The organism is Devosia sp. (genome assembly GCF_040509215.1).
GTDB lineage: Bacteria > Pseudomonadota > Alphaproteobacteria > Rhizobiales > Devosiaceae > Devosia.
The window spans coordinates 1-14,669 of the sequence record NZ_JBEVLL010000180.1; the positions used below are offsets into that span (position 1 = coordinate 1).

The following is a 14,669-nucleotide window of genomic DNA, read 5'->3' on the forward strand; positions in this document are numbered from 1 at the left end:
CGGGAGCCCAGTGCAAAGCCATGTCCGATAGCCTCACCGGGCGGCGCAGCCTCTCCGAAACGGTTTTTGACCGCATCCAGCGCTCCATCAAATCCGGCGCCTATGCCGTGGACGAACGCCTGCCGACAGAGCACGCTCTCGCTGCCGAGTTCCAGGTTTCGCGTCCGATCATTCGCGACGCCTTGCAGCGCCTGCGCGATCAGGGCCTGATCTATTCGCGCCGTGGCGCCGGCAGTTTTGTGCGCGAACAGGGTATTCGCGAGCCGCTTGGCTTCGGGCAGATGGAGAACCTGTCCGACCTGCAGCACTGCTACGACTTTCGCCTGACCATCGAGCCGGAAGCGGCGGCAATGGCCGCGCAACGGCGCTCGCCCGAAGCGCTCCTCAAAATCAAGACCGCGCTCAACCTCTTGCGTGACGCCACCAACCGGCAAGCCCACCGCGCCGATGCCGATTTCATGTTTCACCTCAGCATCGCCCAAGCCTCGGCCAACCCCTATTTCGTCACTGCCATGCAGGCGCTCGAAGAGCACATTGCCGTTGGCATGCGCCTCCACGGACTATCGCTGCGGCGGACGAATGACGGGCTGGGACATGTGCTGACCGAGCACACGGCCGTGTTTGACGCCATCAGTGCCGGAGAGGTGGAGACGGCCCGCAAATTGATGCGGGAGCATCTCGCCGGATCGCGAGACCGTCTCTTCGCTCCGAAAGCATAGGATTGAAGCGCCGGGCGTAACGCAACCGGCAAAAGCGGAACCTCCGGGCAGGCAGACACGTTTTCGTGCTCATGGAGCCAAGCGTCACTTTGCCATCTGAAGACCCGTCCTCCCTGTGGTCAATCCACCGGGGCCGGTCGCCTCTCATCGGAACTGCCATCCATGATGGCCATCTCGTCTGGCCACATCTCAAAGCCAGGATGGCTCTCGATGAGGACGGACGGCTGCGAGAGGAAGACCCTTTCACCGCCCAGTTCATCCCCGATATGTCGAACAGGATCGTCGTGCATCGGTCGCGGTTCGAACTCGACCTCAATCGCGCGACGGACGGGGCGATCTATCTGCATCCCGATCAGTCCTGGGGGCTCAAGGTTTGGCATGACCAACCGGACCCGCAGGATATTGCATCGCTGATGCGACAGCATGCGAGCTACTATTCGACCTTGCGCCATATCCTGGCAGACATCGAAGCTGAACACGGCCGCTTTGTCTTGCTCGACATGCACAGCTACAATCATCGGCGCGCTGGACCTAACGCGCCCGCCTCCCCGCAGGACGACGCGCCCGATATCAATATCGGCACGTTCTCCATGGACAGGGCGCGTTGGGCACATGTGCTCGACCCGTTCATCGACTGCCTCCGCCAGCATCGCGTCGGGGGCCATCCGATCGACGTCCGCGAGAATGTCGCTTTCGCCGGAAAGGGAGAGCAGACCCGCTTCGTGCACAGCCAGTTCCCGCAAACGGGCTGCGCGATCGCCGTCGAGTTCAAGAAAATCTTCATGGATGAATGGACGGGCGCGCCTGATACGGCCGCCATAGCCGAGCTGCGAGCGGCAATCGCTTCGGCGCTTCCAGTGCTCGAAGCGGCTCTGGACGCAAGGGCATGAGCGGAAAGAAGAACGCGCTCGATATCGCCCAGGTGGAGGACTGTCTGGAGCGCGAGGACCCTATTCGCCTCGACCTCGGCGGACGGGGCAGGCTTTATATGGATCGGCCAATGCCGTTCATTGCGGTTTGCATCGGGCGGCAGGCGCAGCCGGCGGCACGGGAAGCGGTGACGGCCAATGCCGCCTATCTCGTGGTCCAGAATGCGACGGACGCGATCGCGGTATTGTCCGTCGTCGGCGCGGCGATGCAAAAACGCTTCGGCGGTTTTCTGGTTATCGACATCGGGGAAATGGCAGAGGATCGGCTGGCCGCCGATGCGCCCTATCTGGCGCCCTTTGCGATAAACATTTCGAATACGCCGGACCCGGCGGCGCAAGCGGCCGCAGGCTCATTTGCCAGTGCGATGCAGAAGGTCGATGGCCGTTATCGCATGCCGCGGATCGAGCGGCTGGCCGCGGCCGAAGACAGGGCGGCGGGTCTGGCGCGAAGGATGACGCGATTTGGGGTGCTGACCATCCGCTTCGCGCCGATCTACAAGGCCCCGCAGTCCAAGAACATCTATCCCGAACTGCGTGATCGGCTGGCCGCCAACATCGTTGATGCAACGCTGCGAGGCGCGGCCGAGTTTGCGCACGCCGAGACCGGCATTGCACTGACCAGTCACCGCGCGCTGGGGAGGCGTGTCTTCATCGATGCCGTCGGCCGGGCCGACCGGGCCATTGACGATATCGCCGGGAGTTTCGACTTTCTCCTCGCGGTGACGCCGATCAATGCCGAGGCGGCCTGGGCCGAATTCAGCGCGGCCAGCTTCGAGCGGGCGCCGCACTTCCTTTATCGTCCGCTGACTTTCGAAGTGGCAGCGACCAAGAAGGCGCTCTTTGCCATCGGGCTCGATCATTTCGAGGACCCGGTGCTGTCCCGGCTCTATCGGGAGAAACAGCAGGAGCTGGATCTGCAACTCTCGATGCTGTCGCTGCGGGATGCGCGGCAGTTCAAGGAGCTGGGTCGGGCACTCTATCAGTCGGTCGAGCCGCGGCTGACAGAGGTGGCCAATGACATTCTCGCGGCCACCGCAAGGAAGGCCGGCAGGAACGAAACCGAGAATGTCGATTACCGTTTTGTCGAAAAACGGGCCCAGGCGATGATCGAGCGCTATTCCGGGGAAGCATCCGGGTTCGCCGTGAAGATCGATATTCGCGATGACCTGCCGGCGGGCCTGATGGTGTCCAATGGCAGCCTGCTGATCTCGCGCAACACCAAAATGGCGAGGGATCGCGTCGAGGCACTGCTCAGCCATGAGGTGGGCGTGCATCTCCTCACCTATTTCAACGGTTCGGGCCATGGCCTGAGGCTCTTCCGTTCCGGCCTCGCAGGCTATGAGGGCGCGCAGGAAGGGTTGGCGGTTCTGGCCGAGTTCCTCGCGGGCGGCATGACGGTTGCGCGCTTGCGGCTGCTGGCCGGGCGTGTGCTTGCCGTGGCCGCCATGCTCGAGGGCGCCAGCTTTGTCGAAACCTTCCGCTTGCTGAGCAAAGAGCATGGGTTTTCGGACACCAGCGCCTTCAGTGTGTCGTTGCGGGTCTATCGTGGCGGCGGCCTTGCCAAGGACGCCATCTATCTGCGTGGCCTGCTCGAAATCCTGGCGCATCTTAAGTCCGGCGGTTCGCTGCAACCGTTTTGGCTGGGCAAGATCGCCGCCGGGCATTTTTCGATCATGCAGGAATTGAGCACACGTGGACTGCTCAAGCCGGCCCGGATCGAACCGCAATTTCTCTCCATGAAGGGCGCCGAAGCGCGCCTTGACCGGCTGCGTGCCGGCCTCACCCCCATTGACCTCATTCAAGCCTAGGAGCCAGGCATGCGCGTCGCATTTTTCGTCAACTCAATTGAAGATGAAACGCCGAATTTCTCCACCACCGCGCTGGCCCTGTCCGCGCTCGGTCGTGGACACGACATCTGCTACATCACGCCCGGCGACTTCGTGCTGCGGCCCGATGACACCCTGTCGGTCTGGGGCCGGACATTGCCAGTATCGAGCTACAAGAAGACAGAAACGCTGCATAAGGACCTCGTCGGCGACAAGGCCGAGACCCGCATGTTCGACATCGGCGAGATCGATGTGCTGTTCCTGCGCAACGACCCGTCCCTCGACGCGAATGATCGGCCATGGGCTGCCAATGTCGGGGTGATCTTCGGCCGGATGGCGGCGCAGCGCGGCACGCTGGTGGTGAATGACCCCGATGGGCTGGCCCAGGCGCAGAACAAGCTCTACTTCCAGGATTTCCCGGCCTCGGTTCGCCCGACGACGCTGATTTCCAAGAATATCCAGGAAATCCGCGACTTCATCGATGGCCAGAAGAAGGGCGCGATCGTCAAGCCATTGCAGGGATCGGGTGGCAAGAACGTCTTCAAGGTCGCCTCGCCCAAGGACGCCAATCTCAACCAGATTTTCGAAGCCGTCAGCGGCGAGGGCTATCTCATCGCGCAGGCCTATATGCCGGAGGCGACGGAGGGCGATGTGCGGTTCTTCATGATGAACGGGCGGCCGCTGATGCGCGACGGCAAATATGCCGCTTTCCGCCGTGTGCCGGCCAAGGGCGAGATCCGGTCGAATGTGCATGTCGGCGGCGGGCCGGCGCCCGTCGAAGTGACCGACACCATGCTCGAAATTGCCGAGACGGTCCGGCCAAAGCTCATTCAGGACGGTATGTTCCTGGTGGGGCTCGACATCGTCGGGGACAAGGTGCTGGAGATCAACGTGTTCACCCCGGGCGGTCTCAACAATCTCTCGCAGATGTATGACACCAATTTCGCCGAAACCATCCTCGAGGCGCTCGAAGAAAAGGTGACGATCAGGCAGGCCTATGGCCGGCGCCTCGATAATCGCGAATTGGCGACCCTCTAGTGTCGCCTCATTTGGTCACTTCAGCGCCGACCGCCTTGAGCATCTTGGCGGTCAGCGTCTGGCGCTGCTCGAAATAGTCGGCCCAGACATCCTCACCCTTGGCGCGAGCGGCGGCGGCTTCCAGCGAGAAGCCGTTGGCTTGCTTGAGCTTGGGCACTTCGTCCCAACTGACCGGCACCGCCACCGGGGCGCCAACGCGCGAGCGCACCGACCAGGGGCAGATGGCGGTCGAGCCACGCTCGTTGCGCAGATAGTCGAGGAATAGCCGGCCCTTGCGCTGCGCCTTGGACAGATTGGCGGTAAAGCGTTTTGGCTCGTCTTCGGCCATATTCTGCACGAAGGCGCGGCAGAACGCCTTGATCTCGGGCCATTCCTTGCCCGGCTTGAGCGGCACAACCACATGGATGCCCTTGCCGCCCGACACGAGCGGATAGCTCTTGAGATCGAGCGCTGCCAGCCGGTCGCGAATGTCGGTCGCGGCGCTGGTGATTGCGGAGAAGTCGAGCGCCTCATCGGGGTCGATGTCAAAGACCAGACGGTCGGGCTTTTCCACCTTGGGGAAGCGCGAGCCCCAGATGTGCCATTCGAGTGCATTCATCTGGGTGCCGGCAACCAGTCCGGCCAGATCTGTGAGATAGAAATAGTCGGTCTTCTCGCCGTCCTTTTCCACGATGGCTCCGGAGAGCAGTTGCGGCGGGAAGCCACCCGTGTCGTGCTTCTGGAAGAAGCAGTGTTTGGTCGGACCCTGCGGGCAACGCACGAGGCTCAGCGGCCTGTTCTCGATATGCGGCAGCATGGCCGGCGCCACGTCTTCGTAATAGGCCACCAATTGCGCCTTGGTGATCCCCTGCTCGGGATAGACGACCCGATCGGGCGACGTCAGCCGCACGCCGAGACGCTCGGCGACTTCCTCACCATCATCGAGGCTGACTGGCGTTTCCATATTGACCTCCTCGGCCGGTTTATCCTCGCGCAGGCCGATGAAGCTCGGGTGGCGCATGACGTCGTCCCCGGTGAGTTCGGCATAGGCGATTTCGGCCACAAGCGTAGGCTTGACCCAGTGGGCCTTGCCGGCGATCTCGGCGGGCACGGCATCGAAGGGATTTTTCTTTGCTGCAAGAGACTGCAGCTTGGCGTCCATATCCGCCAGCACGTCCTGCGAAAAACCCGTGCCGACCCGGCCGCGATAGAGCAGCTTGTCGCCCTCCCAGGTGCCCACCAGCAGGGAGGCAAAGCCCTTGCGTCTTGTGGATGGCGACCAGCCGCCGATGACGAATTCCTGCCGTTTGAGGCGCTTGATCTTGAGCCAGCTTTTGGTGCGCCCACCGCGATAAGGATCTTCGGCGCGTTTGGCTATTACGCCCTCGTGACCATCGCGGCTCAAGGCATCCAGCACCTTCTGGCCGTGGCCCACGACATGGGACGAATATTGCACGGGGTCTTCGCGCGCCGCCTTGCCCAGCAGCTTTTCCAGCGCCGCCTTGCGGTCGATGAGGGGCGTTTTGGTCAGGTCCTTGCCGTCAAGCTGCAGGAGGTCGAAGGCGAAATATTCGAGCCGCCCCCCATCGGTGAGCACATTCTTGAGTGTGGTGAAATCGGTGCGACCCTTGTCGTTGAAGGCGCAGATTTCTCCATCGATCAGCGCCGAGCCAAGCTGGAGCTGTTGCAGCGGTTCGACCAGGGCGCCGAATTGCTCGGTCCAATCGAGCCCATTGCGGGTGTAGAGCCTGAGGTCTTCGCCGTTGATCGCGGCGAGGCAACGATAGCCATCGTATTTCATCTCGAACAACCAGCCATCGCCCTCCGGTACGGATTCGACCAGGGTCGCCAATTGCACGGCGCGAAACGCAGGCGTCTTGCCGGCCTTGGCCTTTTTGACGCGTTTCGGCTTTTCGGCAGCCTTGTCGGCTTCCGTCGCATCGGAGTGCCAAACGGCTTCGGCGGGCACTTCGGTTTTCTTTTCTGGTTCGGAGCCTGACGCTATGCCTTTGAAATCGCGTCCTGTTTCGACAGAACGCGTGAAGCGCGTGGTCAGTGTGTCCTTGTCGCGGGCATAGGTATCGCGGTGCTTGATGAGGAGCCAATTTTCGCGGTCGGGGCCGGAATGGCGTTTGGTATCGCGCCCTTTCATATGCACCAGCACGTACTCGCCCTTCATCCGCTCGCCAAAAAGGCGGAGTTTCAGGTCACCCTTTTCGAGGCCCTCTTGCGGATCGCCGATGGGTTCCCAGGTGCCGCGGTCCCAGAGCATGACGGTGCCGCCGCCATATTCACCGGCAGGAATGGTGCCTTCGAAACCGCCATATTCGAGCGGGTGGTCTTCGACGCGCACGGCCAGACGCTTGTCATCGGGATTGTTGGATGGGCCCTTGGTGACGGCCCAGCTTTTCAACACGCCGTCGAGTTCGATGCGAAAGTCATAGTGCAACCGGGTCGCATCGTGCTTCTGCACCACGAATGATCCGCGGGCGGCCTTGGCGCTTCGGGGTGCGGCGCCCGCCGGTTCCTGGGTCCGCGCGAAATTGCGCTTGGCCTTGTAGTCCTTGAGAAGGTCCTCTGCCTTTGCTGCCACGGTCAGCCCGCCTTCTTCGTCGTGGCGGCTTGCCGGCGGCGCGGCTGGTCTCTCGAGAGCATGGCGGCATCCCTGGTGCATTTGTCGCCGATTCAACGCCGCATGCGCCCGCGCGTTCCGGCTTGCCGCCTGGTTCTAACTGACGCGGCGCACGGCGCTGGGCGGGGTCTGGCTGACGCGGCTCCAGGCGCGGCGGAGCTGGCGGCTGGAATTGAAGCCCGAGCGTTCGGCGACGTGTTCGATATCGAGGCGGGTTTCGGTCAGCAATTGCTGAGCGAGAGCCACGCGTAGCTTGTTGAGATAATCGGGAATGCTCATGCCCGCCTGGTCGTTGAAGAGGCGGCTGAGGTGACGCGGGCTGGCGATGGCGATAGGCGCAAGCGTTTCGAGGGACCAATCGCGCGTGGGGTCGGCGGTGATGGCGTCCTGCACCCGATGGATGGCCGGGTGGATGTGGTTGCGGCCTTCGAGCCAGGGGGAAAGCTGCGGATCGGTGCCGGCGCGGCGGAGATAGACGACAAGCTGGCGAGCGACGGCGGCGGAGGTTGCCGGGCTCGTCAGGCGGCCGACGATGTGCAGCGTTAGGTCGATGCCGGCGGTAATGCCGGCGCTGGTGTAGCGATTGCCATCTTCGACATAGAGGCGATTTTCCAGCACTTTTGCCGTTGGAGCCACCGCGGCCAGTTCGCCGCAATCGGAGAAATGGGTGGTGCAATTGATGCCATCGAGGAGGCCGGCTTTTGCGGCGAGGAGCGCGCCGGAGCAGATGGAGACGAGGAGGGTTTCGGGCTGGACGACGTGGCGGAGCCAGGCGACGGTTTCCTCGGTTCCGGCGTCGAGCGGGTCCATGGGATGGCCGGCATCCATCGGCTCTTCGGTGTGGCCGGAGAGGATGATCATGGCGCCCTGCTCTATCGCCTTGGGCAGCGGCTCGATGCCGGAGACGCGCAGACCGATGGAGGTTGTCACTTCCGAGAGGGCGCCGACATAGCGGACGTCGAACTGTACCTGATTTTGGGCCCGATTGGCGTAGCGCAGGGCTTCCACGGGCCCCGCGACGTCAAGAAGCAGCGTCCGCGCCGGCAGGACGACATAGGTCGGTATGCGGCGCGGACTTTGTGTCATGCAGCGGCGGCCTTGGGGGCGCCGGCGAGGGCTTCGGCAATGGTGCAGACGCGGGCGAAGCGGCCATCGAGGACGGCGGCGGTGCGGGCCTTCAGCTCTTCGACGGTCCAGGTTTTGCCGGTGGCGTCCGTCAGCGGCATGGTGTGGGTCGCTTCGGTGACATAATCGACCTGCCAGCCGAGGTCGGAACCGTGGCGGGTGGTGGTTTCGCAGCACTGTTCGGTGCGGATGCCGGAAATAACCAGGCGACGAATGCCGTTTTCGACGAGGAAAACTTCGAGCGGCGAGCCGACAAAGGCGGAATGGCGCTGCTTGATGAATTCGAGGTCGGGCTTGTCGAGCTTGAGATCGCTGATGGGCGTGACGAAGCCGGAGGCGAGCGAAAAGATGCCCTCGGGCTCGCCATGGAGGACACGGACGATCTTCCAGCCTTTTGCCAAGGCGCCATCGATCAAGGCCTGCTGGTTTCTCAGATAGGTGGGGCTGTCCACTTCGTGCCAATTGGCGCGTTGGCGAAAGCTTTCCTGGGCGTCGATAACGAGAAGAGCCGTATCGGTCATTTTTGGACACTCCGTTGTGCGGGATATGACGTCATCCTAGGGCTTCTGTCGAGGATTTCGAGACATGGGCGAGACGAGGAGCGGACAAAAAAGGACATCTGCTTGCCGCAGCTCGGGACGAGACCCGGTGTTCGCCGGGGTGACAAGCAGGGATGGGGATGGTTGAGTGAGGGGATGACAACCAGTTTTCTTTTTGATGGTCCTGAGGACGCGCGCTTTACCCTGCTGCTGGCGCATGGCGCCGGGGCGCCGATGGATTCGGCTTCAATGAATGCGGCAACCAAGGCGTTGGCGGATCAGGGGATTCGCGTGGCGCGGTTCGAGTTCGGCTATATGGCGGCGCGGCGGACGGGCGATGGACGCAAACCGCCGCCGAGGGCCGAGAAGGTCATGTCGGAATATGTGGCCGCTGTGGACGATCTGGGGCCGACCAATGGGCCGCTGTTCATAGGCGGCAAATCCATGGGTGGGCGGGTGGCCAGCATGATTGCGGACCAGATGTTTGAGGCGGGGCGTATCGCGGGGCTGGTATGCCTCGGCTATCCGTTTCATCCGCCGGCCAAGCCGGAGCAATTGCGGACGGCGCATCTGGAGGGGCTGAAGACCCCTGCCCTGATCTGCCAGGGTACGCGGGACGAATTCGGGACGCGCGAGGAAGTGCCGGGCTATACGCTCTCGCCCGGGATCGAGCTGTTATGGCTTGAGGACGGGGACCATGACCTGAAGCCGCGAAAGTCGGTGTCGGGTTTCTCGGCGGCGGATCATCTGCGCACCTTGGCGGAGACGACGCGGCGCTGGATGGAGAAGGTTTCCTAGCTTCTGCCGAGGTCCTTTTCGGCCAGCTCGCGGAATGCGTCGGGGACGGAGTTTTTGCGCTCGAGATGGGCGGCGGCGTAGCCGATGGCGTCGCGGCCGAAGCGGGTGCGGGCCTTGTCCATGGCGCGGTCGGCTGACCAGCGGGCGGCGCCTTGCCTGGAGCCGGGACGGCGCTTTTCGTCGTCGAGGCCGAGGGAGAGTTCGAGCTGGATCTGACGCTGCTCTTCTATGTGCGAGACCGAGACGGCGAGCAGCGAGATCGTTCTTTCTTTCGGATGGTCAGCAAGGGCCTGACGGACCAGTTCTTCGGCAATCTCGGCGACGATCAGGGTGGCAGAGACCGGCGCATCGAGCGTCGTGGCCCGGGTGACGGCGCGCATGTCGGCAAAGCGGACGCGGACGGTGATCGTGCGGCCGGCGAGAGACTTTGCACGGAGGCGTGAGGTGACGCGATCGGCTAGGTGCTGCAGGACGGGCCGGAACACCGCCTCGGTGGCCGGCTGGCGACCGAGAGCGGATTGGGCGCCGGCCGAGCGGGCGCGATGCTCCCTCACGATGGCGCGGGTGTCGCGGTTCCAGGCGAGGTCCGAGAGCTTTTCGCCCGCGGCATCGCCGAGAAGGCCGCGGAGGGAGCGGCCGGGCGTGTTGGCCAATTGGCCGATGGTGAGGATGCCTTCAGCCCTAAGCTTGCCTTCGGTGACGGGGCCAACGCCCCACATGAGGCCGACGGGCAGATCGTGGAGGAAATCGAGTTCGGTGGCCGGATTGACGACGACCAGACCATCGGGTTTGGCGACCTGCGAGGCGACTTTGGCCAGATGTTTGGTGCGGGCGATGCCGACGGAGATGGGCAGGCCGAGTTCGTCGCGGACGCGGCGGCGGATGGTTTCGGCGATTTCGCGCGGCGAACCGAAAAGGTGGGTACAGCCCGCGACGTCGGCAAAGGCCTCGTCGATGGAGATGCGTTCGATCAGCGGGGTGTAGTCTTCGAGGATGGCGATGGCTGCGTCGCCGAGGCGCTGATACTGGTCGAAATTGCCGCGGACGAAGAGCAGGTGTGGGCAGAGTTCGCGCGCCTTGCGGCCGGACATTCCACCGCGAACGCCAAAGGCCTTGGCTTCATAGGACGCCGCGAGGACGACGCCACCGCCCACGGCCATGGCATTGCCGCGCAAGTCCGGGTTTAGAAGCTGCTCGACCGAGGCATAGAAAGAGTCGAGATCGGCGTGGAGGATCGTTGCTTCTGTCGACATGATGCCACCGGCCGCCAATCCTGCCCGATTTTTTGTTCTCTATTTGTTCCTTTGTAGGCGTAGGAGTCAAGCTCGCTGAAAAATTGGAACAAGGTGGAACCGATCAGGAGTCGGCGCGTTGTATCAGTATCGGAAAGCGGTAGAAAATATCGAAGACCGATAAACGGCTCCGAAGGCGAAAGCCTCCGGGGCTTTTTGCTGTCAGGCAACAGCCTTTTCCACGTGGTGGCGGCCGATGGGGACGATCATCGGCGTATCGGAAATGGGGTCTACGACGATGCGCGAGGTCATGCCGAAGACTTCGCGGACGACCTCTTCGGTCATGACGTCGACGGGGCGGCCTTCGGTGACGATCTTGCCGGATTTCATCGCGACGATGTGGTCGGCGTAGCGGCAGGCGAGGTTCAGGTCGTGGAGGACCACGACGACGGTGCGGTCGCGCTCTTTCACCAGATCGGTAAGCAGATCTAGGACTTCGACCTGATGGTTGATGTCGAGGAAGGTCGTCGGTTCGTCGAGCAGCAGCAGGTCGGTCTGCTGGGCGAGGGCCATGGCGATCCAGACGCGCTGGCGCTGGCCGCCGGAGAGTTCGTCGACGGGGCGATCGGCCAATTCACCCATATCGGTGGCGCCGAGGGCTTCGGCGACGGCGGCATCATCTTCCGGGGTCCAGCGGCGGAACCAGCCCTGATGCGGATAGCGGCCGCGGCCGACGAGATCGGCGACCGTGATGGCATCGGGGGCGATGGGGGACTGGGGAAGAGCGCCGAGAAGGGTTGCGACTTCGCGGGTCGGCATCTGGTGGATGGGCTTGCCATCGAGATAGGCTGCGCCCCTGGTGGGCGTGAGCAGGCGCGCGAGGCCGCGCAACAGGGTGGACTTGCCGCAGGCATTGGCGCCGACGATGACGGTCAGCTTGCCGGCGGGGATATTGAGATTGAGATCGGAGACGATTTCGCGATCCGCATAGCCGAGATGCAGACCTGCGGCCATGAGCTGATGGGCTTGCGTCATGTTCGTCTCCTTCAATTCACCCGGCCCGAACGGCCGGACACGATGAGCAGCCAAAGCAGGAAGACTGCGCCGAAGCCGCCGGTGACGACACCGGTCGGCAGTTGCAGATTGGGCAAGGCGTGTTGCGCCAAGAGGTCCGATACCAGCATGACCAGAGCGCCGACGAGGCCGGCTTGCGGAATGCCCCGCCCTGCCCCGCCCATGAGGCGACGGGCGATGGGGCCGGAGACGAAGGCAACGAAGCCGACAGGGCCGACAGCGGCCGTAGCAAAGGCAGCGAGGGCGACGCCTGCTATCATGAGGCCAAGGCGGGTTTGCTCGACGCGGGTGCCGAGGGCGTGGGCCGTGTCGTCGCCCAGCTCCAGGCCATCGAGGCCGCGCACGAGGATGACCAGCAGCGGCAGGGTGACGACGAGCATGGCGGCGAGGACGATGGAATCGCCGGGGCGCGCGGCGTTGAGGCTGCCGACGAGCCAGGCCATGGCCTGTTGCACTTCGAAGAGGCGGGCGCGGGTGAAGAGGTAGGAAATGACGGCGCTGAGCATGGCGGCGGCGCCGATGCCGATGAGCACGACGCGATAGGCGGTGACGCCATTGCGCCAGGCGAGGATGTAGATGGCAAAGGCGGTGAGGAGTGCGCCGGCGAAGGCGCCGAGGGAAACGGCGAGGCCGGTCCAGCCAAGGACGATGATGCAGAAGACGGCGGCGGCGCTGGCGCCGTGGGCGATGCCGATAATGTCGGGGCTGGCCAAGGGGTTACGCAGAAGCGTTTGGAAAATGATTCCGGAGAGGCCGAAGGCGGCGCCCGACAGTAGGGCGAGGAAAAGGCGCGGGACGCGGACCTGCAGGACGATGAAATCGACGCCCTTATTGGTCAGGCCCGTCAAAGGGGAGAAGAGCGAGCGGAGGATTTCTCCGGGCGGGACCGGGAAATCGCCGAGGGTGAGCGCGGCGGCGCTGGCGAGGACAAGCGCAAAGACGAGGCCGAGGGTAACGCGGCGGCCCTTGTTCTCGCGCTGACTGCGGACGCTGGCGATGTAACTGGTGTCGATTGCGGTCATCAGAGGGCCGCCAATTTGCGGCGCCGGACCAAGGCAATGAAGAAGGGCGCGCCGATGAAAGCGGTGACGATGCCAACCTGCACTTCGCCCGGTGGGGCGATGACGCGGCCGATGACATCGGCGCCGAGGAGCAGGATGGGCGCCATCAGCATGGAATAGGGCAGAATCCAGCGGTAGCCGGGGCCAGTGATGGCGCGGGCAACGTGGGGGACGGTGAGGCCGACAAATGCGATGGGGCCGGCGGCAGCGACCGCAGAGCCGGCGAGAATGACCGAGGCAAGGCCGGCGAGGCCACGGGACAAGCCGATGCGTTGGCCGAGCGAGCGGGCGACGTCGTCGCCCATGCTGAGGCCATCGAGGAGCCGGGCCGAGGCGAGGGCAAGCACGGCGCCGACGAGAATGAAGGGACTGACCTGGAGGGCGATATCCATGGAGCGGCCGGCGAGCGAGCCGACCTGCCAGAAGCGCACTTCGTCGAGCGTGCGTGGGCTGGTGAGCAGAACCGCGCTGATGATGGCTTGCATTACGGCAGTCATGGCCGCGCCAGCAAGGGCCAGCTTAATGGGCGTGGCGCCTTCGCGGCCGAGCGAGGCGACGGCATAGACAACCAGCATGGCGAGGCCGGCGCCGGCAAAGGCGAGCCAGACATAGAGACTGAGCTGGGTGATGCCGAAGGCGGAAACGCCGATGACGACGAAAAGGGCGGCGCCGGAATTGATGCCGAGGATGGATGGGTCGGCGAGTGGATTGCGCGTCGCGCCCTGGAGGACGGCACCGGCGAGGCCGAGGGCGACGCCGACGAGAACGCCGACAACGGTGCGGGGAAGGCGCAGGTCCCAGATGATGCGGTGTTCAGTGGAGTTTGGATCGTAGGAAACGAGGGCCGACCAGACCATGTCGATGGGAATGGGACGAGCGCCCGTGGCCATGGAGAGCAGCACGATGGCAAAGAGCGCCGCGCCCAGGAGGGCGAGACCGAGGCCGAGCGTTGCCGCACGGCCTGCCTTGCTGGTCGCCTGCCCCGCCTGCATCAGGGGGTGAGGTCGGCGTTGGCCGCGTTGATGGCCGTGGTCAATTCAGTGAGCGCGGCTGCGTAGTGGGTGTAGTTGCGCAGCCAGAAGGCAGGCCAATCGGCGACCTGGCCGGCCTTGGCGCCGGGATTGAGCGTCCAGGTGGGTTGGGCCAATGCCGTCTTCAGCGTGGCGGGCGAACGGTTGTCTACGAGGATCAGATCGGCCGGGTATTTGTCGGCATTTTCCCAACTGACCGTCTCGAAATAATTGTTGCCGGCGGCATCGACGCCCTCGGGTTCGACGAGGTCGAGGCCCCAGGATTGCATATCGAGCAGTTCGGCGGCGCCTGCGGGATCGGCCACGTAGAGAGCATCGTCGCCGGCATAGACGGCGAGCACTTTCAGGCCGGGCTTGGCTGCCGTGGCGGATTTGAAATCGGCGAGGGCTGCTTCGAAAGTGGCCTTTTCAGCGGCAATGGACGGCTGGGCGAGATCGGCGCCGAGGCTGGCGGCGAGGGTTTCGTAGTCCTCGATCATGGCCAAGATGGAATCGCCGGCCGAAACGCCGGTGATGGGGGCAAGTTGAGTGAGGACTTCGGCGACGTCCTGACCGCCCGACCAAGCCGCATTGCGATCCCACCATTCGGCGAGGACAAGATCGGGATTGAGGGCGGCGGCTTTCTCGATGTCGACCTCGCCCCAGGCCTGACCGATGATTTCGATGCCGGTGAGATCGAGCCCTTG

At 63.8% G+C, this 14,669-nt stretch carries 13 protein-coding genes; 5 read left to right on the top strand and 8 right to left on the bottom strand.

The genetic code is table 11. The features are described from left to right. The first annotated feature begins 20 nt into the window (after positions 1 to 20). The 4 genes from ABW043_RS09975 (at position 21) to ABW043_RS09990 (ending at position 4,512) form a co-directional block, all read left to right on the top strand. Positions 21 to 719 (top strand): FadR/GntR family transcriptional regulator, encoded by a 699-nt coding sequence (locus tag ABW043_RS09975; protein WP_353921071.1) that lies wholly within the window; start codon positions 21 to 23, stop codon positions 717 to 719. 71 nt (positions 720 to 790) lie between these two features. Further along, entirely contained in the window at positions 791 to 1,609 is an 819-nt protein-coding gene (locus ABW043_RS09980) for an N-formylglutamate amidohydrolase (RefSeq protein ID WP_353921072.1), read from the top strand. Then, positions 1,606 to 3,456: a flavohemoglobin expression-modulating QEGLA motif protein gene (locus ABW043_RS09985; RefSeq protein WP_353921060.1), complete on the top strand. Its 1,851-nt coding sequence runs from the start codon at positions 1,606 to 1,608 to the stop codon at positions 3,454 to 3,456. Before ABW043_RS09980 ends, ABW043_RS09985 begins: the two co-directional genes overlap by 4 nt. A 9-nt stretch (positions 3,457 to 3,465) precedes the next feature. Further along, entirely contained in the window at positions 3,466 to 4,512 is a 1,047-nt protein-coding gene (locus tag ABW043_RS09990; RefSeq protein WP_353921061.1) for a glutathione synthase, read from the top strand. A gap of 7 nt (positions 4,513 to 4,519) precedes the next feature. Here ABW043_RS09990 and ligD read toward each other — a convergent pair whose 3' ends face one another. From ligD to ABW043_RS10005, 3 genes are all read right to left on the bottom strand, one after another. After that, entirely contained in the window at positions 4,520 to 7,084 is a 2,565-nt protein-coding gene (gene ligD / locus ABW043_RS09995) for a DNA ligase D (RefSeq protein ID WP_353921062.1), read from the bottom strand. Between the two features lie 135 nt (positions 7,085 to 7,219). Continuing rightward, positions 7,220 to 8,209, bottom strand: coding sequence for a GlxA family transcriptional regulator (locus ABW043_RS10000; protein WP_353921063.1), 990 nt, complete (start codon positions 8,207 to 8,209; stop codon positions 7,220 to 7,222). Next, on the bottom strand, positions 8,206 to 8,769 hold the full coding sequence (locus ABW043_RS10005) for a cysteine hydrolase family protein (RefSeq protein ID WP_353921064.1): 564 nt from the start codon (positions 8,767 to 8,769) through the stop codon (positions 8,206 to 8,208). Before ABW043_RS10005 ends, ABW043_RS10000 begins: the two co-directional genes overlap by 4 nt. Positions 8,770 to 8,943: 174 nt before the next feature. Here ABW043_RS10005 and ABW043_RS10010 point away from each other — a divergent pair, with 174 nt between their 5' ends. Continuing rightward, positions 8,944 to 9,585 carry an alpha/beta hydrolase family protein gene (locus ABW043_RS10010; RefSeq protein WP_353921065.1) on the top strand — a complete coding sequence of 214 codons (642 nt, stop codon included), beginning with the start codon at positions 8,944 to 8,946 and terminating at the stop codon, positions 9,583 to 9,585. Here the strand turns inward: ABW043_RS10010 and dinB are convergent. The 5 genes from dinB to ABW043_RS10035 form a co-directional block, all read right to left on the bottom strand. Then, positions 9,582 to 10,838, bottom strand: coding sequence for a DNA polymerase IV (gene dinB / locus ABW043_RS10015; RefSeq protein ID WP_353921066.1), 1,257 nt, complete (start codon positions 10,836 to 10,838; stop codon positions 9,582 to 9,584). The genes ABW043_RS10010 and dinB overlap by 4 nt on opposite strands. A 201-nt stretch (positions 10,839 to 11,039) precedes the next feature. Continuing rightward, complete coding sequence (locus ABW043_RS10020) at positions 11,040 to 11,852, bottom strand: ABC transporter ATP-binding protein (RefSeq protein WP_353921067.1); 813 nt, start codon at positions 11,850 to 11,852, stop codon at positions 11,040 to 11,042. Between the two features lie 11 nt (positions 11,853 to 11,863). Beyond that, entirely contained in the window at positions 11,864 to 12,913 is a 1,050-nt protein-coding gene (locus ABW043_RS10025) for a FecCD family ABC transporter permease (RefSeq protein ID WP_353921068.1), read from the bottom strand. Beyond that, a complete protein-coding gene (locus tag ABW043_RS10030) occupies positions 12,913 to 13,944 on the bottom strand; it encodes a FecCD family ABC transporter permease (protein WP_353921069.1) in 1,032 nt (343 codons plus the stop codon). Before ABW043_RS10030 ends, ABW043_RS10025 begins: the two co-directional genes overlap by 1 nt. After that, positions 13,944 to 14,669, bottom strand: a 726-nt coding sequence (locus ABW043_RS10035) for an ABC transporter substrate-binding protein (protein WP_353921070.1), incomplete at its 5' end; no start/stop codon positions are given. The genes ABW043_RS10035 and ABW043_RS10030, both read right to left, overlap by 1 nt.